This is a genomic window from Tropicimonas marinistellae, assembly GCF_001509585.1.
Taxonomy (GTDB): domain Bacteria; phylum Pseudomonadota; class Alphaproteobacteria; order Rhodobacterales; family Rhodobacteraceae; genus Tropicimonas; species Tropicimonas marinistellae.
This window is the reverse complement of sequence record NZ_LNCI01000009.1, coordinates 109,549-130,340: the sequence shown is the minus strand read 5'-3', so window position 1 is coordinate 130,340 and position 20,792 is coordinate 109,549. Positions and strand designations below refer to the sequence as shown.

Annotated in this window: 22 protein-coding genes and 1 tRNA gene; 14 read left to right on the top strand and 9 right to left on the bottom strand. The window is 63.4% G+C overall.

Annotated elements, in window-relative coordinates; genetic code table 11:
• Positions 1–245 precede the first annotated feature (245 nt).
• The 9 genes from ARC39_RS18955 (at position 246) to ARC39_RS18915 (ending at position 10,880) form a co-directional block, all read left to right on the top strand.
• Entirely contained in the window at positions 246–2,036 is a 1,791-nt protein-coding gene (locus ARC39_RS18955; RefSeq protein WP_068116513.1) for a cation:proton antiporter, read from the top strand.
• A 65-nt stretch (positions 2,037–2,101) separates the two neighbouring features.
• Complete coding sequence (argS, locus tag ARC39_RS18950) at positions 2,102–3,847, top strand: arginine--tRNA ligase (protein ID WP_068116511.1); 1,746 nt, start codon at positions 2,102–2,104, stop codon at positions 3,845–3,847.
• Between the two features lie 94 nt (positions 3,848–3,941).
• Positions 3,942–5,051 carry an SPOR domain-containing protein gene (locus ARC39_RS18945; RefSeq protein ID WP_068116509.1) on the top strand — a complete coding sequence of 370 codons (1,110 nt, stop codon included), beginning with the start codon at positions 3,942–3,944 and terminating at the stop codon, positions 5,049–5,051.
• Entirely contained in the window at positions 5,048–6,064 is a 1,017-nt protein-coding gene (gene nagZ / locus ARC39_RS18940; protein WP_068116732.1) for a beta-N-acetylhexosaminidase, read from the top strand. Before ARC39_RS18945 ends, nagZ begins: the two co-directional genes overlap by 4 nt.
• Before the next feature lie 19 nt (positions 6,065–6,083).
• On the top strand, positions 6,084–6,893 hold the full coding sequence (locus ARC39_RS18935) for a segregation and condensation protein A (protein WP_068116728.1): 810 nt from the start codon (positions 6,084–6,086) through the stop codon (positions 6,891–6,893).
• On the top strand, positions 6,886–7,602 hold the full coding sequence (gene scpB / locus ARC39_RS18930; RefSeq protein WP_078059359.1) for an SMC-Scp complex subunit ScpB: 717 nt from the start codon (positions 6,886–6,888) through the stop codon (positions 7,600–7,602). The genes ARC39_RS18935 and scpB overlap by 8 nt, the downstream gene beginning before the upstream one ends.
• 170 nt (positions 7,603–7,772) lie before the next feature.
• Entirely contained in the window at positions 7,773–9,038 is a 1,266-nt protein-coding gene (locus tag ARC39_RS18925; protein WP_068116507.1) for a carbohydrate porin, read from the top strand.
• Positions 9,039–9,318: 280 nt separating this feature from the next.
• Complete coding sequence (locus ARC39_RS18920) at positions 9,319–10,368, top strand: fasciclin domain-containing protein (protein WP_068116505.1); 1,050 nt, start codon at positions 9,319–9,321, stop codon at positions 10,366–10,368.
• Between the two features lie 116 nt (positions 10,369–10,484).
• Positions 10,485–10,880 (top strand): VOC family protein, encoded by a 396-nt coding sequence (locus ARC39_RS18915; protein ID WP_068116504.1) that lies wholly within the window; start codon positions 10,485–10,487, stop codon positions 10,878–10,880.
• Positions 10,881–10,939: 59 nt separating this feature from the next.
• On the opposite strand, the gene ARC39_RS18910 is transcribed toward ARC39_RS18915, so the two are convergent.
• The 8 genes from ARC39_RS18910 to ARC39_RS18875 form a co-directional block, all read right to left on the bottom strand.
• Positions 10,940–12,016 carry a 2'-deoxycytidine 5'-triphosphate deaminase gene (locus tag ARC39_RS18910; RefSeq protein ID WP_068116502.1) on the bottom strand — a complete coding sequence of 359 codons (1,077 nt, stop codon included), beginning with the start codon at positions 12,014–12,016 and terminating at the stop codon, positions 10,940–10,942.
• Between the two features lie 82 nt (positions 12,017–12,098).
• Positions 12,099–12,175 (bottom strand) — tRNA-Pro (locus tag ARC39_RS18905).
• A gap of 64 nt (positions 12,176–12,239) precedes the next feature.
• A complete protein-coding gene (locus ARC39_RS26295) occupies positions 12,240–12,998 on the bottom strand; it encodes a MerR family transcriptional regulator (RefSeq protein WP_236545313.1) in 759 nt (252 codons plus the stop codon).
• Positions 12,999–13,010: 12 nt separating this feature from the next.
• The gene (ihfA, locus tag ARC39_RS18895; protein WP_068116500.1) at positions 13,011–13,313 is read right to left on the bottom strand and encodes an integration host factor subunit alpha; all 303 of its coding nucleotides are present in this window, start codon (positions 13,311–13,313) and stop codon (positions 13,011–13,013) included.
• A 168-nt stretch (positions 13,314–13,481) separates the two neighbouring features.
• A complete protein-coding gene (locus tag ARC39_RS18890) occupies positions 13,482–14,456 on the bottom strand; it encodes a beta-ketoacyl-ACP synthase III (RefSeq protein ID WP_068116497.1) in 975 nt (324 codons plus the stop codon).
• A 55-nt stretch (positions 14,457–14,511) separates the two neighbouring features.
• Entirely contained in the window at positions 14,512–15,603 is a 1,092-nt protein-coding gene (gene plsX, locus ARC39_RS18885; protein ID WP_068116495.1) for a phosphate acyltransferase PlsX, read from the bottom strand.
• A gap of 35 nt (positions 15,604–15,638) precedes the next feature.
• A complete protein-coding gene (gene rpmF, locus ARC39_RS18880) occupies positions 15,639–15,845 on the bottom strand; it encodes a 50S ribosomal protein L32 (protein ID WP_068116493.1) in 207 nt (68 codons plus the stop codon).
• A gap of 204 nt (positions 15,846–16,049) precedes the next feature.
• Complete coding sequence (locus ARC39_RS18875; RefSeq protein WP_068116491.1) at positions 16,050–16,589, bottom strand: YceD family protein; 540 nt, start codon at positions 16,587–16,589, stop codon at positions 16,050–16,052.
• A gap of 85 nt (positions 16,590–16,674) precedes the next feature.
• On the opposite strand from ARC39_RS18875, the gene ARC39_RS18870 reads away from it, so the two are divergent.
• Positions 16,675–17,142 carry an outer membrane protein assembly factor BamE gene (locus tag ARC39_RS18870; protein WP_236545312.1) on the top strand — a complete coding sequence of 156 codons (468 nt, stop codon included), beginning with the start codon at positions 16,675–16,677 and terminating at the stop codon, positions 17,140–17,142.
• A 72-nt stretch (positions 17,143–17,214) separates the two neighbouring features.
• Here the strand turns inward: ARC39_RS18870 and msrB are convergent, their stop codons facing one another.
• Entirely contained in the window at positions 17,215–17,625 is a 411-nt protein-coding gene (gene msrB, locus ARC39_RS18865) for a peptide-methionine (R)-S-oxide reductase MsrB (protein ID WP_068116489.1), read from the bottom strand.
• 193 nt (positions 17,626–17,818) lie between these two features.
• On the opposite strand from msrB, the gene ARC39_RS18860 reads away from it, so the two are divergent.
• From ARC39_RS18860 to ARC39_RS18845, 4 genes are all read left to right on the top strand, one after another.
• Positions 17,819–18,550, top strand: a complete 732-nt coding sequence (locus ARC39_RS18860) for a GNAT family N-acetyltransferase (protein WP_068116487.1) — start codon at positions 17,819–17,821, stop codon at positions 18,548–18,550.
• A gap of 126 nt (positions 18,551–18,676) precedes the next feature.
• Positions 18,677–19,276 (top strand): HupE/UreJ family protein, encoded by a 600-nt coding sequence (locus ARC39_RS18855; protein WP_068116485.1) that lies wholly within the window; start codon positions 18,677–18,679, stop codon positions 19,274–19,276.
• Between the two features lie 265 nt (positions 19,277–19,541).
• Positions 19,542–19,883: a hypothetical protein gene (locus ARC39_RS25695; RefSeq protein ID WP_149866489.1), complete on the top strand. Its 342-nt coding sequence runs from the start codon at positions 19,542–19,544 to the stop codon at positions 19,881–19,883.
• A gap of 28 nt (positions 19,884–19,911) precedes the next feature.
• Positions 19,912–20,718, top strand: coding sequence for a glycosyltransferase family 2 protein (locus ARC39_RS18845; protein WP_068116480.1), 807 nt, complete (start codon positions 19,912–19,914; stop codon positions 20,716–20,718).
• Positions 20,719–20,792: the final 74 nt, after the last annotated feature.

Here is a 20,792-nt window from a genome sequence, read left to right as displayed (position 1 = left end):
CCATGCTGGTTGCTGGTGCGGGCGGTGGCCGGGCGGTGCAATAACCCACCCAGACGGATACGCCCTCGATCCGCGTTGCATCCGTCCCTGCCATGCCGGCCCAGACGGCGGACGGTGGGCCGCGCAGTTAAACGGGACGCAACCGTGCTGGGCGTGGAGCCATGGCAAATGTCCTTGACCGTCAGCCAGATCCCTGTCGGTCTGGGTCGGCGAGGACAGCTCCGAAGCGGATCGTGGGAGTGGCGATGACAGTGGCGGATGGCGCGATGGCGCCACAAGTGGCGTTTGCGGTAATCGGTGTGCTGGGCGTGGGCGCACAATGGTTGGCGTGGCGCCTCAGGATGCCCGCGATCGTACTGATGCTGGCTGCGGGGCTCGCCGTCGGACCGGGGCTGGGGCTCATGGTGCCGGCACGGGACATCGGGCCCTTGGTGGAACCGCTGATCGGAATTGCGGTTGCAATCATCCTGTTCGAAGGCGGCTTGACGCTGAACCTGCATGCATTGCGCGATGCGGCCACCGGTGTGCGGCGGTTGGTGGTGGTGGGCGCGCCGCTGGGCTGGTTTTTGTCGGCGCTATCGCTGCACTTCGTGGCCGGGCTTGGCTGGGCGGCGGCAAGTGTTTTCGGTGGCATCATGATCGTCACCGGGCCGACCGTCATCGCGCCGCTGCTGCGGCAGGCGCGGCTTGCCCGACGCCCTGCAATGCTGTTGCAATGGGAGGCGATCGTCAACGATCCGATCGGCGCGCTGGCAGCTGTTCTGGCCTTCCAGATCGTCGTGACCGGTGGCTTCGACGGGCAATCTCTCGTGCCGTTGTTGTTGCGCTTCGTGCTTTCGGGCGTGCTCGGCGGTTTGGCCGGCTGGCTCCTTGTACGCGCCTTCCGTCGGGCGTTGGTGCCGGAATACATGAAGGTGCCGGTGCTCTTCGTTCTGGTGCTGGGCACCTACGTGGGCACGGACCTGATCGCGCACGAAAGCGGGCTGCTGGCAGTGACGGTGATGGGGCTGGTGATCGCAAATTCCGACCTTCCCTCCTTCACCGAACTGCGGAGGTTCAAGGAACACGCAACGATCCTGTTGGTTTCGGGTGTTTTCATCCTGCTTGCCGCAGACATGGATCTGGCAGTGCTGGCGCAACTGGACTGGCGCGCGGTGGCCTTTCTCATCACGGTGATCTTGGTTGTGCGGCCGGCCACGGTACTGGCGTCTTTGGCGGGCTCGGACGTGCCTTTGAACGAACGGCTGCTGGTGGCGCTGACAGGGCCGCGGGGTGTGGTTCTGGTTGCGGTCGCCGGGCTTTTCGCCGCGCGGCTTGTCGCGGATGGAACGCAGGACGGAGCGCGCTTGGTGCCGCTCGCTTTCGCTCTCGTCGCCGCGACTGTGATCCTGCACGGGTTCACGCTGGCGCCTCTGGCGCGATGGCTGGGTCTTGCAGGCACCGACGTTCCGGGCCTCGTCATCGTTGGTGGCTCCCGTTTCGCCACCGCCATCGGGTTGGCGTGCAAGAAGCTGGACCTTTCGGTCATGATAACCGACCGCAACTACTCCCGGCTGCGGGGCGCGCGGGAGGCGGGGCTGGCCACCTATTACGGCGACATCCTTGCGGAGGCCGCCGAACATGGGGTGGAACTGGCGCGCTTCGGAGTGGTGTTGGCCGCGACCGACAACGACGCCTACAACACGCTCGTCGCGACCGATCTGGCGCCGGAATTCGGGCGCGACAACGTCTACCAGCTCAGTCGGGACAAGGAGGAGTCTCCCCGCCATGCCCTGCCCAGGACCCTCGGGGCGCAGACCATTGGCCGCGGGGCGGACTATCGGGAAATGAACCGATTGTTGAGCGAAGGATGGGACGTGAAAACGACGCGCCTGACGGAAGAGTTCGGGTTGGAGGACTGGCGTGGCGTCAACGCCGGCGGCTTTCTTTTGGGTACGGTCGATGCCTCGGGGCTGAAGTTCATGAGGGACAACGCAGAGTTTCGGGGCGCGCCGGGGGTACACCTTCTGGCGATGGTGCCTCCGGAGGCCAGGTGAGCGCCCATTGACGCCACTTGCGCCCGTGATACACCCCCCGGGCCGACGCCAGCGGAGCCAGGACCATGAACATATACGCCGATATCCGGACACTCGTGACAGACGCCCTATCCGCGCTGGCAGATGAGGGTGCATTGCCCAAGGGGCTCGATCTGTCGAACGTTGCGGTGGAGCCGCCACGTGATCCCTCCCACGGGGATATGGCGACGAACGCCGCGATGGTGCTGGCAAAATCGGCAAGGATGAAGCCGCGCGATATCGCAGAAGCGCTGGCGGCCAAATTGCGGTCGGACCCGCGCCTGGAGACAGCAGACGTGGCTGGACCCGGCTTCTTGAACCTGCGGTTGACGCCCTCGGTCTGGACCGATGTTGTGCGGGAGGTGCTGGACCAGGGCGCCGAGTTCGGACGCTCTGCAATGGGCGCCGAGAAGTCGGTCAACGTGGAGTTTGTTTCAGCGAACCCCACCGGACCGCTGCATGTGGGTCACACACGCGGCGCCGTGTTTGGTGATGCGCTGGCGTCGCTGCTGGCGTTCGCGGGGTATGACGTTACGCGCGAATACTACATCAACGACGGCGGCGCGCAGGTCGATACGCTCGCTCGGTCCGTCTACCTCCGGTACCTGGAGGCGCATGGGCAAGAGGTGGCCTTTGCCGACGGCACCTACCCAGGCGACTACCTGATCGCCGTGGGACAGGCATTGAAGGAAGAGGTTGGAGACGCCTTCGTCGGTCAGGAAGAGCAGGTCTGGCTTGCCAAGGTCAGAGCGTTCGCCACCGATGCGATGATGGCGCTTATCCGCGAGGATCTGGCGGCACTTGGGGTCGAGATGGATCGCTTCTTCTCCGAAAAGTCCCTCTACGGGACCGGGCGGATCGAGGCGGCACTGACCGCGCTGGAGCAGAAGGGGCTGATCTACGAGGGCGTGTTGGAGCCACCCAAGGGCAAGAAACCGGAGGATTGGGAGCCGCGAGAGCAGACGCTTTTCAGATCTACCGAACACGGTGACGATGTGGACCGACCGGTGAAGAAGTCCGACGGGGCCTGGACCTACTTCGCCCCCGACATCGCCTATCATTTCGACAAGGTGGAGCGCGGCTATGACGCCCTGATCGATGTCTTCGGCGCCGATCACGGTGGCTATGTGAAGCGGATGAAGGCGGCGGTCTCGGCTCTCAGCGATGGCAACGTGCCGCTCGACATAAAACTCACGCAACTTGTGAAGCTCTTCAAGAACGGGGAGCCGTTTAAAATGTCCAAGCGGGCCGGCACCTTCGTGACGCTTCGTGATGTCGTGGATCAAGTCGGACCGGACGTCACACGCTTCGTCATGCTTACCCGCAAGAACGACGCGCCGCTCGACTTCGATTTCGATAAGGTGCTGGAGCAGAGCAAGGATAACCCGGTCTTCTATGTGCAATACGCCCATGCGCGTGTGAAATCCGTGCTGCGCAAGGCGACAGAGGCGGGGATTGCCGTGGACGATGCTACGCTCGCGGCGGCGGATCTGTCCGGAATGACCCATCCATCGGAGGTCGCATTGGCCGCCAAGTTGGCCGAATGGCCGCGTTTGCTGGAGATCGCTGCGCGCACCCACGAGCCGCATCGGGTCGCATTCTACCTCTATGAACTCGCGGGGGATCTGCACAGTTTGTGGAATCGCGGGAACGACGAACCCTTGCTGCGGTTCCTCCAGGAGGACGATCCGGCGACGAGCCAGGGGAAAATTGCACTGGCACGCGCCGTCTCCGTTGTGATTTCCACCGGTCTTGGTATCCTTGGTGTGACCCCGGTCGAAGAAATGCGCTGAAAAACGGCGCACGCGGGGCACAGGCAGGCAAGACCCCGCGGCGCGCGCTCCTCTTTGGCTGTGCCTCGTGCGGGTAAGAGCAATGAGGCGGAGCATGGTAAACCCAGGCATTGGTCAGGGAAGCGAGGCGCTGCAAGCGCCGTACGTACAGGCATATATTCAATCCGGGAACGAGGCCGGCGCCTATGGCGTGTCGGTCGGCGGCAAGTTGAGACTGGCCGTGCAGGCGACCGGCGCAGTGCTATCCGTTGCGGTGCTCTGTGCTGGCGGCTGGTGGGGATACAAGCAGATCATGCGTGATGTGCACGGTGTCCCGGTCATCAAGGCACTCGAAGGGCCGATGCGGGTCGCGCCGGACAACCCGGGTGGGATGGTCGCAAGCCATGCCGGATTTGCCGTAAACGCGGTGCAGGCGGTCGGTACGGCGGCGACGCCGGAATCCGAACTTATCCTGGCTCCCGATCCGGTTGCCCTTGCCGAGGAGGATCTGCCGACGTCCGAACTGACGCCGGCCGTGGCGGAAAGCGGAAACGAGGCGGCTGCCGGGGCAGACGCCGACGTGCTGGAAATTGCGGGCCGTGCCGAGGCCGATGATGCGGATTTGGTCGATCCGACCCCACAGGCGCCAACCCCGGCAAGCCTGAGCCAGGACGTGCCGGAGGACGATCCAATGACCCGAGCGCTGGCATTGGCCGATGTTGCGGCACGGGGAGCGGATCCCTTGATGCCCGCGCCGGAAACGCCGTCGGCGTCTGCGCAGGAAAGCGCCATCGAAGCGGCGGTACGCACTGCCGCGGTCACGGTTCCGCCTGGCGTGCTGGGCGACGATGGCAGCGTTGTCGCATCGCCGCGCCCGGCACCGCGACCGGGCCGGCGGGCAGGCGCAACGCTGGCATCGGCGGACGCAACCGCGCCGGCACCACCGAAAGTGACCGCCCCGGAGGTGATTTCCGCGGGTACGAGGCTGGTTCAGCTTGGCGCATTCGACACCGCCGAGGAGGCCGAGGCGGCCTGGGGGAGTATTTCCGTACAGTTCAGGGGGTTGATGGCCGACAAGACCCGGGTGATCGTCGAGGCGCAATCGGGCGGGCGTGAATTCTGGCGTCTGCGCGCGATGGGGTTTGCCGATCTCGACGAGGCACGCCGTTTCTGCGCGGCCCTGATCGCCGAACATGCCGAGTGTATCCCGGTGGTGGCCCGGTGACGGCGGGCGCGGCTGCCATCCTCGGGGTCGAGGGGCTGGCGCTGAGCAGCGCCGAGCGATCCTTCTTCGCCGAAGCGCAGCCGCTGGGCTTCATCCTCTTTGCCCGAAATATCGAAACGCCAGAGCAGGTGCGGCGACTGACTGCCGAATTGCGCACCGCCGTCGGCCGCAACGCGCCGGTGTTAATCGATCAGGAAGGCGGCCGGGTTCAGCGGATGCGGCCGCCATACTGGAGGCTCTGGCATCCGTCACTTGATCAGATGCAGGCGGCGACCGATCTGGAGGCCGCGGCGCGGGCGATGTTCCTGCGCTACCGGCTAATTGCCGACGAATTGCGCGCAGTGGGGATCGATGTCAATTGCGCGCCATCGGCGGATTTGGCGCGGCCAGATACCCATCCGTTTCTGCGCAACCGATGCATGGGTGAAGATGCCGCAAGTGTCGTCACGGGCGCACGGGCGGCCGCAGAGGGGCTCCTTGCGGGTGGTGTACTGCCGGTACTCAAGCATATCCCGGGCCATGGTCGGGCACAGATTGACAGCCATCTTGAGCTTCCTGTGGTCGAGGCGTCGGCAAATATGCTGCGCGAAACGGATTTCGCGCCGTTCGTGGCCCTTGCCGACCTTCCCGCGGCCATGACGGCGCATCTGAAATACAATGCAATCGACCCTGACCGCCCTGCCACCCAATCGCCCGACGTGATCCGACTGATACGAGAGGACATCGGATTCGGCGGGCTGCTGATGACAGACGATTTGTCGATGGAGGCATTGAGCGGCGACATTGCCATGCGCGCGGCGGCGTCCATTTCTGCAGGTTGCGACGTGGTTTTGCATTGCAACGGAGTATTGGCCGAGATGGAACAGGCTGTGTCGGCAGCCGGCGGGCTGGCCGCGCAGGCGAAGGACCGCGCGGACGCCTGGGTAGAACTGCGCCGAGCGTCTGATCCTGTTGACATTCCCGCCGCGGAAGCGGAGCTTGAGCGACTTCTGGAGGGCAGAGTTTATGGCTGAAGACCTGGCAGCACAGGACATGGCGCAGGATTTTGCGCCGGGCCTTGCGAACGAGGCGGTGCAGGAAGCGGTGGCCGAGAGGCTGGCCGCCGAGGCTTTTCTCGTTGACGTTGACGGTTTCGAGGGGCCGCTCGACCTGCTGCTGACGCTCTCGCGCACTCAGAAGGTCGATCTGCGCAAAATCTCCGTGCTTCAACTGGCCGAGCAGTATCTGGCCTTTATTGACCGGGCCAAGAAACTCCGTATCGAGCTGGCCGCCGATTACCTCGTGATGGCTGCCTGGCTGGCCTTCCTGAAGTCGCGCCTGCTGCTGCCGCCCGATCCGGCCGACGAAGGGCCGACGGGCGACGAGTTGGCCGCACATCTGGCGTATCAGCTCGAACGTTTGCAGGCGATGCGGGAAGCGGCCGCCAAGCTGATGGCGCGGGATCAGAAGGGCCGTGACTTTTTCGTGCGCGGCGAGATCCAGCAAGTAGAGCGCACCCGCAAGGTGGTCTATTCCGCGACGATCATGGACCTGATGCAGGCCTATGCGCGGATCCGCACCAAGGACGAGTTCCGACCTTTCGTGATGGACCGCAAGGACGTGTTTACGATGGAGGAGGCGCTTGAGCGGCTGAAGCCCCTGGTCGGCTATGCCGGTGAATGGACAGACCTGATGTCCTACCTGCCGGATGGTTGGGAGCTGGACCCTGTACGGCGCCGCACGGCGACGGCGGCCACATTCGCGGCGTCGCTGGAGCTGGTGAAAGCGGGCAAGATCTCCATCCGCCAGCCCGAGACATTCGCGCCGATCCAGATACGCGCCGCCGGGTCGATCGATGGCTGAGAACGAGGACTTCCCGGAAGAGGAGGAAAGCCTCTTCGAGGCACCGCCCGAGGGCGAGCAGGACCGGATGGTCGAGGCGATCCTGTTCGCCGTCGCCGAGCCGATCACCGTGGGGGAATTGAACGCACGAATGCCCCATGGAGCCGATGCTGCGCGGGCTCTTGAACGACTGCACAAGCGTTACGAGGGAAGGGGAGTGCAGGTGGTGCGCGTCGGCGAGCGATGGGCGATCCGCACCGCGCCCGACCTCGGGTTCCTGATGCAGAAGGAGACGGTGGAGACGCGCAAGCTTTCGCGCGCAGCAATCGAAACCCTCGCAATCATCGCCTATCACCAGCCGGTCACGCGGGCGGAGATAGAGGAAATCCGTGGCGTCTCCGTCAGTCGCGGGACCATCGACCTCTTGCTGGAAATGGAGTGGATCCGCTTCGGGCGCCGGCGGATGACTCCCGGTCGGCCCGTGACTTTCGTGGTGACGCCGGAGTTTCTCGACCATTTCGGACTGGAAAGCGCGCGCGATCTGCCGGGCCTGCGCGAACTGCGCGCGGCCGGTCTGCTCGACAACCGCCCCCCACCCGGAACGGAACCCGAAGAGGGAGAGGTCGGCGACGCCGATCAAGGCGACATGTTCGATCCCGATGATACCGTCACCGAGGGTGACGAGAACGAAGCCGACACTGCCCGTGATGACAAGGACGGTGCGGTCTGACAGCGGGTTTGGTCGCCCGTTTGCGGCAATACAGCGGCAATGCTCGCAAAACAGCACATGCAATCTGGTTCCCCGTTGGGGGAGCGCGCGATGCGCTGTATTCTCATCCTCGTGATTGCGGCGCCCTGCCGGGGGACCGACAGCGCGTCCGGGCGTTATGGGAGAATGCCATGCTGCACCGCGAAACCAGCTCAGGCGTCGTCGTTCTTCTTGCTGCAATGGCAGCCCTACCGGCCACCGGGCAGGATTTCGATCCGATGGCGGGAGATACCGCAGGCCCCGATAGCCCCTTTGCCCAAGCCGCCGCGGCGGGCTTCTTTTCGCACGGATACGTGCGTTTCGGTGTCGGTTCGACCGACGGTGACCCGATGGCTGCGTTCAAGCTGAATGGAGCGGAAACCAAGTATCGGCTCGGAAATGAAAGCGACCTCTACGGCGAACTCTCTTTTGGGTATCGCGCGGGTGTCGGCAACGGATCGGACGTTGTCGCGGAGGTTATGCTGAATGGCTGGGCCGATTCCAACCTGCTCACCTACGGCAATGACCCTGCGGACGGCGGCGGGTTTGCACAGGCATATATCGGGATCGAACGTCTGGGCGACGGTGCGGCAGCGGAGTCTTTCCTTTGGGCAGGCCGTCGCTACTACCGACGGCGCGATGTGCATATGACCGATTTCTACTACGAGAACTACTCGAATGACGGGATCGGTCTTGAAAACCTCGACTACGGTAGTTTCCGCCTCTCCACCGCTATCTTTTACTATGACGATGATGATGTGGACTACCAAGCCGGTACGATCGACGTGCGCTTCCATGACATCGCTCTCGGAGGCGACTGGAAGGGCGAGATCGGCCTGTCCTATACCGGAACGCAGGGCGATGACGCTCCGTCCGACAACGATGGGTACGCGATCCGCCTCCATGCGGAGAATGCCGATCTGCCGTGGGGGGAGTGGCGCAATGCCCTGATGTACGGGAGCGGCTCCGGTATCAATTTCGACTCCTCAGGCAATGCGGCCGTGTCGGAAGACGACGATCGCTGGCGTTTCGTGACCCAGGCGCTCATCGAGACGAGCGAGAGCTTTCAGACACAGGCCACTGCAGTCTGGCAGCGGACCGATATTGCCGGAAACACGGATACGTGGATTTCCGCCGGCGTTCGTCCGCAATACAACTTCACCGACGATTGGGGCGTCGCGGTCGAACTAGGGTATGATTGGGTCGATGGCGATACAGTCGAGGATGCCTCGCTTACGAAGATTACGCTTGCTCCTTTCTACAGCTTCGGCAAACGGGGCTACTTTGCGCGCCCGCAATTGCGTGTGTTCGGAACCTGGGCGCACTGGAGTGATGCCGGTGCGATTACCGAACAGGCGGCTTTCGGGAGCGCGACCGACGGGATGACGTTCGGTATCCAATACGAGAACTGGTGGTAGCAGCCGGAGCGGAGCAGCCGGTCGTACACATTTCACCGCGTCGGCAATCGCAGTCCCGTTCACAAGCTCGTCAGAGAATTTGTTCCTTAAATGCCCGTGCGTTAGGCGTTTTCTTGGGTCGTAGTCCCGTTCCTTACGAGGTGCGGCCTCCAATGGTCAGTCATCCACTTTCCGCCCTTGCTGCGTAAGGCATTCAGCGACCCCGTGATGGGGCGTCGATTGAGGAAGGCTTCCGGGGCGGTCCAAATGCCGGTGCTCGGAGGTGCAAGGGAGACTGACCATGAAGAAGACTATCACCGAAATCGTACTCGAAAGCGGTGCACCGGGCAGCTACGATCGCAACGGCGAAGATTTCGATATCCTGCGGGACGCTGTCGTAGCGGCGGACCTCGCTGACGCTTTGAACGACCCGTCCGCGAGCCTGACCGTGTTCGCACCTGTCGACGACGCCTTTATCGATCTCGCTGGTGCGCTCGGCTTTGAGGGAACGAGCGAAAAGGGCGCGTTCAACCATATCGTGCGCGCCCTCACCCTGCTCGGCGAAGGCGATCCAATTCCCCCATTGACGCAGGTGTTGACGTATCACGTTGCGGCCGGGGAACTCTTGGCGGCTGACGTTCTTGGCGGCGGCAGGATCACCACCCTGCAGGGTGGGAAGATCAAGCCCGATGCGTCCACGACCCCTCCGTCCCTGATCGATGCCGATCCCGGGATTGCCAATCCCGGGATCATCGCGACCGACATCGACGCTTCAAACGGTGTGATTCACGGGCTGAACGGTGTTCTGCTGCCACTCTCGGTCACGGGGATCCTGTCTCAGGACAAGACTGACTTCATCATCGGCGGCAATGACGCGGTGATTTACGAAACCAAGGGCGGAGCAGATTTCGTCGATGCGGGCGGTGGCGGCGACCTGGTGCGCGCCGGGCGCGGTTCGGACGTGGTTGTCGCGGGCAACGGCAAAGACATCGCGTTCGGCGGCGGCGGCACAGATACGCTGCTGGGCGGCAACGGCGGCGACCGGCTGTATGGTGGTCGCGGCGACGACCGCGTGGAGGGCGGTGCCGGCAAGGATACCCTGACCGGAGGGCGCGGCGAGGACACGTTTGTGTTTGCTACCGGCGACGGGCGGGACACCATCGTGGACTTCCGCAATGGCCACGACACGATCGATCTGACCGGTACCGAAATCGCGTCGTTCCGCGAGCTGAAGGATGGATTTGATTCCAAAGGCTTTGGAACGGTGATCGACCTCGGAGACGGCGACCGGCTTACACTTCTCGGTACGACCGAAGACAAACTCGACGCTGGCGATTTCCTCTTCGCCTAAGGCATCACGGACCGGTCGGGCGATGCCTGGCCGGTCCTCGCGGCAAACCGCCTCGTACTCGGAAACCGCATCGGCTACGCTTCGCTCGACATCACCCATTCATCGAGGCGACAGGTATGGCCAAAGCGATTCACAGCATGATCCGCGTTCTCGACGAGGCCCGCTCCGTCGCGTTTTACCGGGAGGCCTTGGGGTTCGAAATCGCCGACCGGTTCGACTTCGAGAACTTCACCTTGATCTATCTGCGCAACGCAGAGAGCGATTTCGAGATCGAGTTGACCGTGAACAAGGGGCGCACAGAGCCTTACGAACTCGGCGATGGCTATGGGCATATTGCCGTCTGTGTCGACGACCTGGAGGCGGAACACGCGCGGATGGAGACCGCGGGGCTCGCGCCACGAGAGATAGTGACGTTTGAACGCGACGGCGACGTCATGGCCCAATTCTTCTTCCTCAGCGATCCGGACGGGTACCAGATCGAATTTCTCAAGCGGCACGGTCGGTTCCGCTAGTTGGCAGTTTCCGCTAACGGCCATGTGCTGCCGCAGCAAGGATCGCCGTGGTGATTGCGTCAGGGTGCCCTGAAATGCTTCGACAGCTTTAGTCCCTGTCCTTGGTAGTTCGACGCGATCCCCTCGCCATAGAGCGCGTCCGGGCGAGCGGCCATTCGTTCGTAGACGAGCCGGCCTACAATCTGGCCGTGCTCCAATGCGAAGGGGGCTTCGTGGCACCGCACTTCCAATACGCCCCGTGCGCCGGAGCCACCTGCCGGCGCGTGGCCGAAACCGGGGTCGAAGAAACCCGCGTAATGGACACGAAACTCTCCGACCATGGCGAGGTAGGGCGCCATCTCAGCAGCGTAGTCAGGTGGAATATGTACAGCCTCGCGACTGACGAGGATGTAAAACGCACCGGGGTCGAGAATGATCCGGCCGTCGTCCGACTCGACCGGTTCCCAGAAATCCGACGGTCGGTAGTGACCGATCCGCCCGAGGTCGATGACGCCTGCATGGGGCTTCGCGCGCCAACCGGCTAGTCGGCCCTCCCGAGGACGGAGATCAACCGAAAATCCCAGACCTTCGGAGATCACGGCGTCGCCTGAAACAAGGCCGAATTCCGAATGCAGCGCGCGCAGTGCATCATCGCCCAACTCGGCCTTGCCGTCACGAAAACGGATCTGGTTGAGGCGCATGCCGGGACGCACGAGCACGGAAAAGGAGCGTGGGCAGATCTCGGCGTAGAGCGGGCCGGAATACCCTGCTCCGATTCGATCAAACTCGACACCGCCGTCTGTTATAACGCGGGTGAGCAGATCCAGGCGACCGGTAGAGGATTTGGCATTGGCCACCGCGTTGATTCCGTCCGGCAGGTCGAGTCGTTCCTGCAATGGCACGAGATAGACGCAGTTCTTCTCGAGCACCGCTCCGTCCGCCAGTTCGATGGCATGCATCTCGAATTGCGCGAGTCTGTCGGCCACGCGGTTTCCGTCTCCGGCAAGAAACGAGGCGCGCACGCGATACGCAGTGTTCCCGAGGCGCAGGTCGAGGCTCGCGGGTTGAACCTGACCGTCGGCAAATGGCTGGTCGGCGGCGATTTGGCCGGCGGCGATCATCCGGATGATGGACTGACTGGGCAGTACGCCGGTCATGCGGGCCTCCGTTGCGGCGGGGCGCTGCGGGCGCCGGATAGCAAAACGCCCGCACCCCAAGGGGCGCGGGCGGTTTTTCGAATGGTCGGGCTAGCAGGACTTGAACCTGCGACCTTCCGTCCCCCAGACGGACGCGCTACCAGGCTGCGCCATAGCCCGACGTTCGGGCTTTTTAGCGAATTCTGCGGCAAGGGCAAGCGGCAAACAGCGCGGTATGCGCGGGTCACCCGGCGGTGTCCATCCGCGCCCGCAATGCAACCAGCCGGGCGTGTATCGGGCGCAGGGCGGCAGGGTCGATACGCCCCGGCGGGACGCGCGCGAGCCTTTCGGCGATAGACAGCGCCTCGCCGGGCAGGGGGGCAATGACGGGGCCGGTCGCCGGCCCCGTGGCAGGTTCCGCGGCGACCGGTGTGTCCTCGGCAACGGTTTCGGTCTCTGCACTGTCCGCGCCATCGTCATTCGTTTCTACGGCGACGGGGGCCGGCGGTGTTTCGACACCGCGGTTGAAGAGCGGCATGGTGACGTCACGTGCTGGGCCTGTGTCTGCGCGCACGTCCGGAGCGGGTTCGGTGCCGACCTCCGTTTCGCGGTCCAGTCCCGGCTCCGGTTTGGCGCCTTCTGTCCGCGAACTGGGAGTGGCGCTATCGCTGAATGCAGGTTTCTCGGTCGATACTGGCGGTTCCGGCTCGGCCACCTCGCCGCCATCAACCGGCTTGGACATTGCGCAGACCGCCTTCACGCCCCTTTCGCGCAGCACCTTCTGGACGCCCTTGATGGTCATGCCGTCTTCGTGCAGCAGTTTTTGAATGCCGCCAAGAAGCTCCATATCCGATGGGCGATAGTACCGCCTGCCTCCCGCGCGCTTCACGGGTTTGACCTGCGAAAACTTGCTTTCCCAGAACCGCAGGACATGTGCGTTCACACCAAGCCACTCCGCAACCTCGCTAATGGTGCGGAATGCGTCGGGGGATTTGCCACTCATGTCTCTGGTGCCTTACTTGCGGTTTCCGGCCGCCACCCGTTCTTTCATCAGGTGGGACGGTCGGAAGGTCAGAACACGGCGAGGATGGATAGGCACTTCCTCACCGGTCTTGGGATTGCGGCCGATTCTGGCAGCCTTGTCGCGAACCGAAAACGTGCCGAAAGACGAGACTTTCACCTGCTCGCCGCGCACCAGCGCATCGGACATGTGCTGAAGAACGCTTTCGACGAGTTGGGCGGATTCGTTGCGGGACAGACCGACCTCGCGAAACACGGCTTCGCTCAAATCCATACGCGTCAGTGTCTTGTCGCTCATTGTCCCCCCCGGGATTGTTTGCAGCGAAGCCTAGGCGCGTCGCGTATTTCAGTCAATATCAATGACTTGGGGGATTGCGTTCGAGCGCGGATTTCCGCGCTCAGACGGTGTTTTGGTGAGTTTTTTCGCGCAAGACGCTGAAAACAAACACTATCCCGCTCGATTGCACTACCAGCGTAACGCTACGGCACCCCAGGCGAGACCGCCACCAATCGCCTCGGTGACGACGAGCTGTCCAGGTTTGATGCGGCCGTCGTGCGCGCCGGTCGAGAGCGCCAGGGGAATCGAAGCGGCCGAGGTATTTCCGTGATCCTGTACCGTCAGGATCACGCGGTCCATCGGGACTCTCATGCGGTTGGCCGTTCCCTTGATTATCCGAAGGTTGGCCTGGTGGGGCACGATCCAGTCTACGTCATCACCGGTCAGACCCGCCTTATCCAGCGCAGTATGTGCGGTTGTGGCGAGCTTTTCGACCGCGTGCCGGAACACCTCCTTGCCCTGCATTTTTAGCACGCCGCTGGAGCCGGTCGTCGACACACCGCCGTCCACATAAAGCAGATCTCGGTAGCGGCCGTCGGAGTTGAGATCGGTTGCCAGAATACCGCGGTCATCGGAACTGCCCGAGCCGTCCTGCGCTTCGAGCACCAGCGCGCCCGCGCCGTCACCGAAGAGAACGCAGGTCGCGCGGTCATTCATATCGAGGATGCGGCTGAATGTTTCAGCGCCGATCACCAATACGCGCTTCGCTTGACCCGAGAGGACCAGCGCGTTGGCATTCGCAAGCGCGAAGACAAACCCGGCGCAGACCGCCTGTACATCGAACGCGAAGCCGTTCGTCATCCCAAGCTTGTCCTGCACCATCGTGGCGGCCGACGGGAACGTCAGGTCGGGGGTGGAGGTCGCGAGCACGATGGCATCGATATCTCCCGGTTCCATACCCGCATCGTGCAGCGCGGCACGCGCGGCGTTCGCCGCGAGATCGGACGTGGTTTCGCCGGGAGCGGCAAAGTGGCGCCGCTCGATTCCGGAACGTGATCGGATCCACTCGTCGGAGGTGTCCAGAGATTTCTCGAACTCAGAGTTCTCGACGATTCGTTCGGGGAGGTAATGGCCCACCCCGCGGACCACGGCTCTGACCAGCATTTCCACCTGCCTTGTTCATCTTGTTCGTCCTGCCACACTCGGCGAGAACGCTGCGTCACGGCATATCCTGTCGCAGAGGGGAGGTCGAGGCCACCCGGGCAGCAAGACGGTCGGAAAAACCAGCCTGTGCCAATTGGAACGCAAGTTTGATCGCCGCGGAGACGCCCGTGGCATCTGCAGACCCATGAGACTTGACGATCGTGCCGTTGAGGCCGAGGAAAACGCCGCCGTTAACCCGGCGCGGATCTGTCCGCTTGGCGAGGCGCCGCATGGAGGTCATCGCCAGCAGGGCGGCGATCCTGCTCAGGATCGTATGCTGAAAGGCCTCCTTCAGCAGTACGCGGATGAGCGACGCGGTGCCTTCGGCTGTCTTGAGCGCGACATTTCCGGTGAAACCGTCCGTTACGATCACGTCAACGCCCCCGCGGGGGATGTCGCCGCCTTCTACAAAGCCGATGAATTCGTAGTCCGCGTCGGGCGCAGCCTCGGCGATCAAACTGTGTGCTGCCTTGAGTTCGGCGCGTCCCTTGTGCTCTTCGGTTCCCACGTTCAGCAAGCCTACACGTGGGCGTGAAACGTTGAGGCCGTTGCGGGCATAGGACGCGCCCATGAGCGCATATTGCAGCAAGTCGCCCTCATCGGCACGGATGTCCGCACCCACGTCCAGCATGACTGCGTAGCCGGTTTCGCTGCGTGAGGGCCAAAGGCAAGCGATTGCTGGCCGGTTGACGCCCGGTAGCTTCCGCAACCGTACCATGGAGAGCGCCATCAATGCGCCGGTGTTCCCGCAGCTCACGGCAACGGTGGCTTCGTTGTTGCGGACCGAATCGATGGCGGACCACATCGAGGTGCCCTTGCCACGGCGCATGACGATGGAGGGTTTGGTGTCCATCGTCACGACATCGGGCGCATCCCGGATCACGCAGCACGCTCCAAGGTGGCGCTTGGCAACAAGCGGTTCGAGTTCGTCGCGGCGTCCGTGAAGGATAAACCCGATGTCGGGATTCTTGCGGGCAGATTTCGCGCAGCCGGCGACGACCGCGGCGGGTCCGCGGTCCCCGCCCATGGCGTCGACCGAGATCACGACACGTCCGGCGAGTTCAGCGGGAATCGCGGCCGGCAGGTGGACCTGCGCGTCGGGTGTCATCGGCAATACGCCTTTGGATGCCTGTCCGGTACGGCTCAGGCAGCGTCCTCGTCGATATCGATCTCGTCAACCAGCGCAACGACCTCGCGGTCGTCGTAGTGGCCGCAGGCGCCACAAACGTGGTGCGGGCGCTTCAGCTCGCCACAATTGGAGCATTCGTTGGGGTTCGCGCCCGAAAGGGCATCATGCGAGCGGCGCATGTTGCGGCGCGACTTGGTGATCTTATTCTGAGGGACAGCCATGTCTCAACCTCGGTGCTTTTGGCCGTGCGGGACTGCCCCGGCGGCAATTGTTTCGTGTATCGGCGCCTCATACGCCGGGTGCACGTCCCGTTCAAGGGTGTGTGGAAGTTGCCGGAACATACGCATTTTCGACTCGGATGCAAGTGAGTCGCGTGCCTAGAGACGAACTTCGCCCGACACGCAGCACCGACTCGCCCAGCATGTTCAGCCTTCGAGTTTCTTCTTCAGTTCCGCGAGCCCCGCAAAGGGCTTCACGTCGGCGTCCCGCAATGGCTCCGTTCCTGGTTCGGAATAGACAGCCTCGCCCAGTTCGACCCCATCGGCACGCGGGTAGTCCGGCAGTGCGAGCGCCAACGACTCCGCCAATACCAGAAACAGGTCCACTGCTTCCGGCAGCGGCTCGATACTGTCGTCCTCCGGAACTTCAGTCTCGGCCTCGTCGGGCGCGACGTAATCGGCCAGGTATCGCCTCAGAACTGGTACATCGACGCGCGTTGTAACAGGGGCGAGCGTGACCGCGCATGGCTGTACGGCGGTCGCGCCCAGCTCGGCTTCGAGCCTCCAGTTGCGCGCGCCATCGGGCATAATCCGCCCCTTCATACGCAGCTTGCGCAAGTCCAGAAGATCCAATTCGGCCGAGAGGTCGGCCCGCGCGTCGGCATCCGGTTCCAGATCGAACGTCGTCGGTCCGGTGGTCGGAAGCTGCCTCAACCGAAGCAGGTAGGGAGCATCGCTTGCATTCATCAGGTGGAGTTCCTTTCTTGAAGAAAAGGATGCCATTGATATAAGCCGGAAGGCAATTCGACTGGTACACGACATGAGGGCAGTGATGGCAAGGCAGCGCCGTGCGGTGATGGGCCGATCGGTTCGGGCACTTTGTGCCACGGCTGCATTGCTCGCATTTTCTGGGTGTACGCCGCTTTACCGTGACCATGGCTACGTGCCGTCCGACGACGATCTCGCCGAAATTGTCGTCGGGGTGGATACCCGGGATACCGTTGCCGATTCGGTCGGAACCCCGTCATCGTCGGGCGTTCTGCGGGATACCGGGTATTACTACGTTTCACAGCGTATGCGGACCTACACCTACCACGAACCTGAAATCGTCGATCGCCAGATCGTGGCGATCAGCTTCGATCGCAACGGGGTGGTATCCAACGTCGAGCGGTTCGCGCTGGAAGACGGAAACGTCGTCGCGTTGTCGCGGCGAGTGACCGACAGCAACGTGCAAGGGCTTGGGTTCCTGTCGCAACTCTTTGGCAACGTGGGCCGATTCGAGATCGGCGAGAATCTCTAGCCGTTCTCCCGCGCCTTGCATGGGCGGTCACGCCGCAGGCTCTTGATACGGCGCCGGTGCACCCCTCGGGGTTCAATCCGGCGTGTCTTCACCATCCGCAACGAAGTCCAGCGCTACGCCGTTGATGCAATATCGCAGCCCGGTGGGAGCAGGCCCGTCCGGAAAGACATGACCCAAATGGCCATCGCAGCGGCTGCAATGCACCTCGGTACGCCGCATCCCGTAGCGATCGTCCTGGCTTTCGCCGATTCCGGCTTCGCTCTGTGGGCGGGTGAAACTTGGCCAGCCACAGCCGGCATCGAATTTGTCGTCCTGTGAAAACAGCGGGGCGCCGCAACCGGCGCAACGAAACGTACCGGGAGCGGATGAAAACTCGTCGTGGGTGAACGGGCGTTCGGTGCCGTGGTTGCGCATGACCTCGTATCCGAGATCGCCCAGCCTGGCTTTCCATTCCGCGTCCGTTTTCGTTACCTTGTCCGTCATCTTGGGCTCCTGTCGCCTACCGTTGGACCTCTGATATGGGGCCTTTTTGCCACAGTGCCAGCTCCGTTGCAGAAACGCGATGCCGCTGACCGCGCATGTCAATTTCCCGTCATGTCTTGCATGCAATTGATCGCGGACCCAAATTTCAGCGGGGCGGTCAACGACGTCCGCCCGGTGGCGGAGGTGCCTCGACATGCTCAAACTGCGCAAGGGCCGGTACGCGGCCCGCCTTGCCGAGAGCCCGGCCGATGTAGAGGCCGCGCTGGCGCTGCGTGCGTTTTGTTTCCGCGGCGGGGTGGGACTGGATCGCGACGCGTTCGACGACATATGCAGTCACGTGCTGGTGGAGGAAATCCGGTCTGGTGATCTCGTCTGCACCTTCCGGCTGCTGCCGCTGACGGCCGGACGGGAAATTGGCCGCAGCTATTCGGCGCAATACTATGAGCTCTCCGCCTTGCAGGAGTTTCAAGGGCCGATGGTGGAGATGGGCCGCTTTTGCATCCATCCTGATCGCAATGATCCAGACATTCTGCGAGTCGCCTGGGGAGGGATGACCACCTATGTGGACTCGGAGGGGGTGGAGATGCTTTTTGGGTGTTCCTCGTTCCATGGCACGGAGGCGGAAGCCTACATGGACGCCTTCGCACTCCTCAAGGAGCGGCATCTGGCGCCAAAGCGGTGGCTGCCGCGGGTCAAAGCACCCAATGTTTTCCGATTTGCGCAACGGCTGCGGCGCAAGCCGGACCTCAAACGCGCGATACGGGGAATGCCGCCGCTACTGCGGACCTATCTATTGATGGGCGGATGGGTGAGCGATCACGCAGTGGTGGACCGCGATCTGAACACGTTACACGTGTTCACCGGGTTGGAAATCCGGGCGATCCCGCCGGCACGGAAGCGCCTTCTGCGGTCGGTGGCCGGTTAAACCATGACGGCCTGCGCGGGAAGATGCACGTTGTCCTCGCGGTACCTTGCGGTGTTTTCGGTGGCCACGTTCGACCTGCGGCGCTAGGCTCGCGGGAGGTATTCAGACCGCTGCGTGGGGGATGACATGACTTCTCGATTCAGATGTATCCGCACGATTGCTGGCGCCGTAGTTCTCTGTGCTTTCCCGGCACTCGCATTCGCCCATACCGAGGCCGGAATGGCCGGCGGATTCGTGAGCGGCTTCACGCATCCGATCCTTGGCTGGGACCATGTGGTCGCGATGGTTGCGGTGGGTCTTTGGGGGGCATTCCTCGGGGCTCCGGCAATCTGGCTCCTACCAGTCATTTTCCCGCTGGTCATGGCTTTCGGCGCAGCGCTCGGCGTCGCCGGCGTACCGATCCCCGCCGTCGAGGCTGGCATCGCCTCCTCGGCAATCGTGCTCGGCATGTTGATTGCGTTGGCTGTTCGGCTCCCGCTGTGGCTGGCCGGCGCCATCGTGGGGCTCTTCGCCATCTTCCATGGCTATGCCCATGGCGCCGAACTGCCGGAGGCCGCCAACCCGCTTGCCTATGGCGTTGGATTCGTGGTGGCAACCGGTCTCTTGCATCTGATCGGTATCGCTTTCGGATTGCTGGTGCGCTGGCCCGCGGGCACGGTGGCGATCCGCGCCGGCGGCGTGGTGATATCCGCCGTGGGCGCGGCGTTCCTATTCGGCTATGCATGAGCGCTTGCGCGCGACCGCGATTGTTGCATCAGCGGCGCTCGTAACGCCGACCGCGACGCGTGCGCACGCGCCGATCGAGGGAATCGAGGGTTTTTATGCGGGCCTGGTTCACCCGGCCGGCAGTTATCCGCAGCTTCTCGCTCTGCTCGGCCTGGGGTTTCTACTGGGATTGTCATGGCCGAGGGCCTATGTCCCTGCATTCGTTACATGCGCAGTTTTCGGTCTCGCGGGGATCGCCACCGGTCAGTTGGGCGCTGAACCTGAGATGACAACGCCAGCGCTTCTGGTGCTGGCGGTTGTCTCCGCCGGTATGGCAGCGCTTTATCCCTCCGGGCATTCCGTCGCGCTTCTTGTGGTCACGGCGGCGGTCGGGGGGCTCGTGGGCATCGCTTCTACGCCTGACAGCGGGCCGTTGCGCGCGACTGTCATGACGCTGTCGGGCAGTTTTATCGGCATGCTGGCGCTGGTGTTTTACACCAGCGCGGCCATCTCGGCATTGCGGCGGCGGACGGAGCGGGCCTACGTCGAGATCGGTTTGCGTATCCTGTCCGCCTGGATCGCCGCAATCGCCGTCATGATGGCGGCGCTCGCCATTACCGCGTCCTGACGGGAGCGGAATACTTGAGGCATGCCGGATGAGCACACACGCCACGGTCTCGGTGATTATTCCCGCCTACAAGGCGCAGGCGCAGATCGGACGCGCCGTCGCTTCCGTGGCGGACGCGGGCTTGTCTGCGTCGGATGTGGAGATTGTGATCGCGTCGGACGACGGCACCGATTACCGCAGCTGTCTTCCTTCACAGCCGAACCTGCGTTTCAGTGCACCCGGCCCGGTGGCAAGTGGACCCGGGGCGGCGCGAAACCGCGCGCTGACCTGCGCGCGCGGCCGATGGGCCGCCTTCCTTGATGCCGACGACACCTGGGAACCCGGTTATCTCTCGGTATTGCTTCCTCTCGCGCAAGCGTATGGGGTTGCGTTTGGCGCGACCTCTGTTCTGGAGGGGGAGACGGAATTGTTGCGCATGCCCGGAGGGGACCGTTTGACACTGGAGGATGTCGGTCGGAGCGGGGCGAGTTTTCACCCGGTGATGCCGCGCTCTCAAGCCGGTCCCTTTGCATCGGCGCCGGCGCAGGATGTCCTGCATGCGGTCGAGGCATTGTCACTCTGCGGAGGGGAAGCACCGGTCGGCTCGGCAGCCTACCAACTGCGCCTGCGGACAGGTAGCGTAACACGGGACACTGGTTTTTCCGACCGGGTGGCGGCCGCCTATTCGCTCTATGCAAGCCGTATCCAAGCAGGCCGTACCCGGGTGCCGGCGGCGCTCGTTGCGCGGGCAATCGGCGTGTTCGAGGCACGGCGGGCGCTCAACACGGCGTTTCAGTGTCAGGAGCGGGAAACCAGCTTCTATCGATATGTCGCCGCTCGGGGAGCAGCCGGCTGAATCCGGAGCGGGGGGCTGTCTGCCCCCCGTCCTGGCCGCGCGGGCGCGCGTCCCGGACTCCCCCCGAGGATATT

Excerpts from the sequence above, each read along its gene's own strand:
- ARC39_RS18955 (WP_068116513.1), top strand. The coding sequence starts at position 246 with ATGACAGTGGCGGATGGCGCGATGGCGCCACAAGTGGCGTTTGCGGTA.
- argS (WP_068116511.1), top strand. The coding sequence starts at position 2,102 with ATGAACATATACGCCGATATCCGGACACTCGTGACAGACGCCCTATCC.
- ARC39_RS18945 (WP_068116509.1), top strand. The coding sequence starts at position 3,942 with ATGGTAAACCCAGGCATTGGTCAGGGAAGCGAGGCGCTGCAAGCGCCG.
- ARC39_RS18935 (WP_068116728.1), top strand. The coding sequence starts at position 6,084 with ATGGCGCAGGATTTTGCGCCGGGCCTTGCGAACGAGGCGGTGCAGGAA.
- scpB (WP_078059359.1), top strand. The coding sequence starts at position 6,886 with ATGGCTGAGAACGAGGACTTCCCGGAAGAGGAGGAAAGCCTCTTCGAG.
- ARC39_RS18925 (WP_068116507.1), top strand. The coding sequence starts at position 7,773 with ATGCTGCACCGCGAAACCAGCTCAGGCGTCGTCGTTCTTCTTGCTGCA.
- ARC39_RS18920 (WP_068116505.1), top strand. The coding sequence starts at position 9,319 with ATGAAGAAGACTATCACCGAAATCGTACTCGAAAGCGGTGCACCGGGC.
- ARC39_RS18915 (WP_068116504.1), top strand. The coding sequence starts at position 10,485 with ATGGCCAAAGCGATTCACAGCATGATCCGCGTTCTCGACGAGGCCCGC.
- ARC39_RS18910 (WP_068116502.1), bottom strand. The coding sequence starts at position 12,016 with ATGACCGGCGTACTGCCCAGTCAGTCCATCATCCGGATGATCGCCGCC.
- ARC39_RS26295 (WP_236545313.1), bottom strand. The coding sequence starts at position 12,998 with ATGAGTGGCAAATCCCCCGACGCATTCCGCACCATTAGCGAGGTTGCG.
- ihfA (WP_068116500.1), bottom strand. The coding sequence starts at position 13,313 with ATGAGCGACAAGACACTGACGCGTATGGATTTGAGCGAAGCCGTGTTT.
- ARC39_RS18890 (WP_068116497.1), bottom strand. The coding sequence starts at position 14,456 with ATGCTGGTCAGAGCCGTGGTCCGCGGGGTGGGCCATTACCTCCCCGAA.
- plsX (WP_068116495.1), bottom strand. The coding sequence starts at position 15,603 with ATGACACCCGACGCGCAGGTCCACCTGCCGGCCGCGATTCCCGCTGAA.
- rpmF (WP_068116493.1), bottom strand. The coding sequence starts at position 15,845 with ATGGCTGTCCCTCAGAATAAGATCACCAAGTCGCGCCGCAACATGCGC.
- ARC39_RS18875 (WP_068116491.1), bottom strand. The coding sequence starts at position 16,589 with ATGAATGCAAGCGATGCTCCCTACCTGCTTCGGTTGAGGCAGCTTCCG.
- ARC39_RS18870 (WP_236545312.1), top strand. The coding sequence starts at position 16,675 with ATGGCAAGGCAGCGCCGTGCGGTGATGGGCCGATCGGTTCGGGCACTT.
- msrB (WP_068116489.1), bottom strand. The coding sequence starts at position 17,625 with ATGACGGACAAGGTAACGAAAACGGACGCGGAATGGAAAGCCAGGCTG.
- ARC39_RS18860 (WP_068116487.1), top strand. The coding sequence starts at position 17,819 with ATGCTCAAACTGCGCAAGGGCCGGTACGCGGCCCGCCTTGCCGAGAGC.
- ARC39_RS18855 (WP_068116485.1), top strand. The coding sequence starts at position 18,677 with ATGACTTCTCGATTCAGATGTATCCGCACGATTGCTGGCGCCGTAGTT.
- ARC39_RS25695 (WP_149866489.1), top strand. The coding sequence starts at position 19,542 with ATGACAACGCCAGCGCTTCTGGTGCTGGCGGTTGTCTCCGCCGGTATG.
- ARC39_RS18845 (WP_068116480.1), top strand. The coding sequence starts at position 19,912 with ATGAGCACACACGCCACGGTCTCGGTGATTATTCCCGCCTACAAGGCG.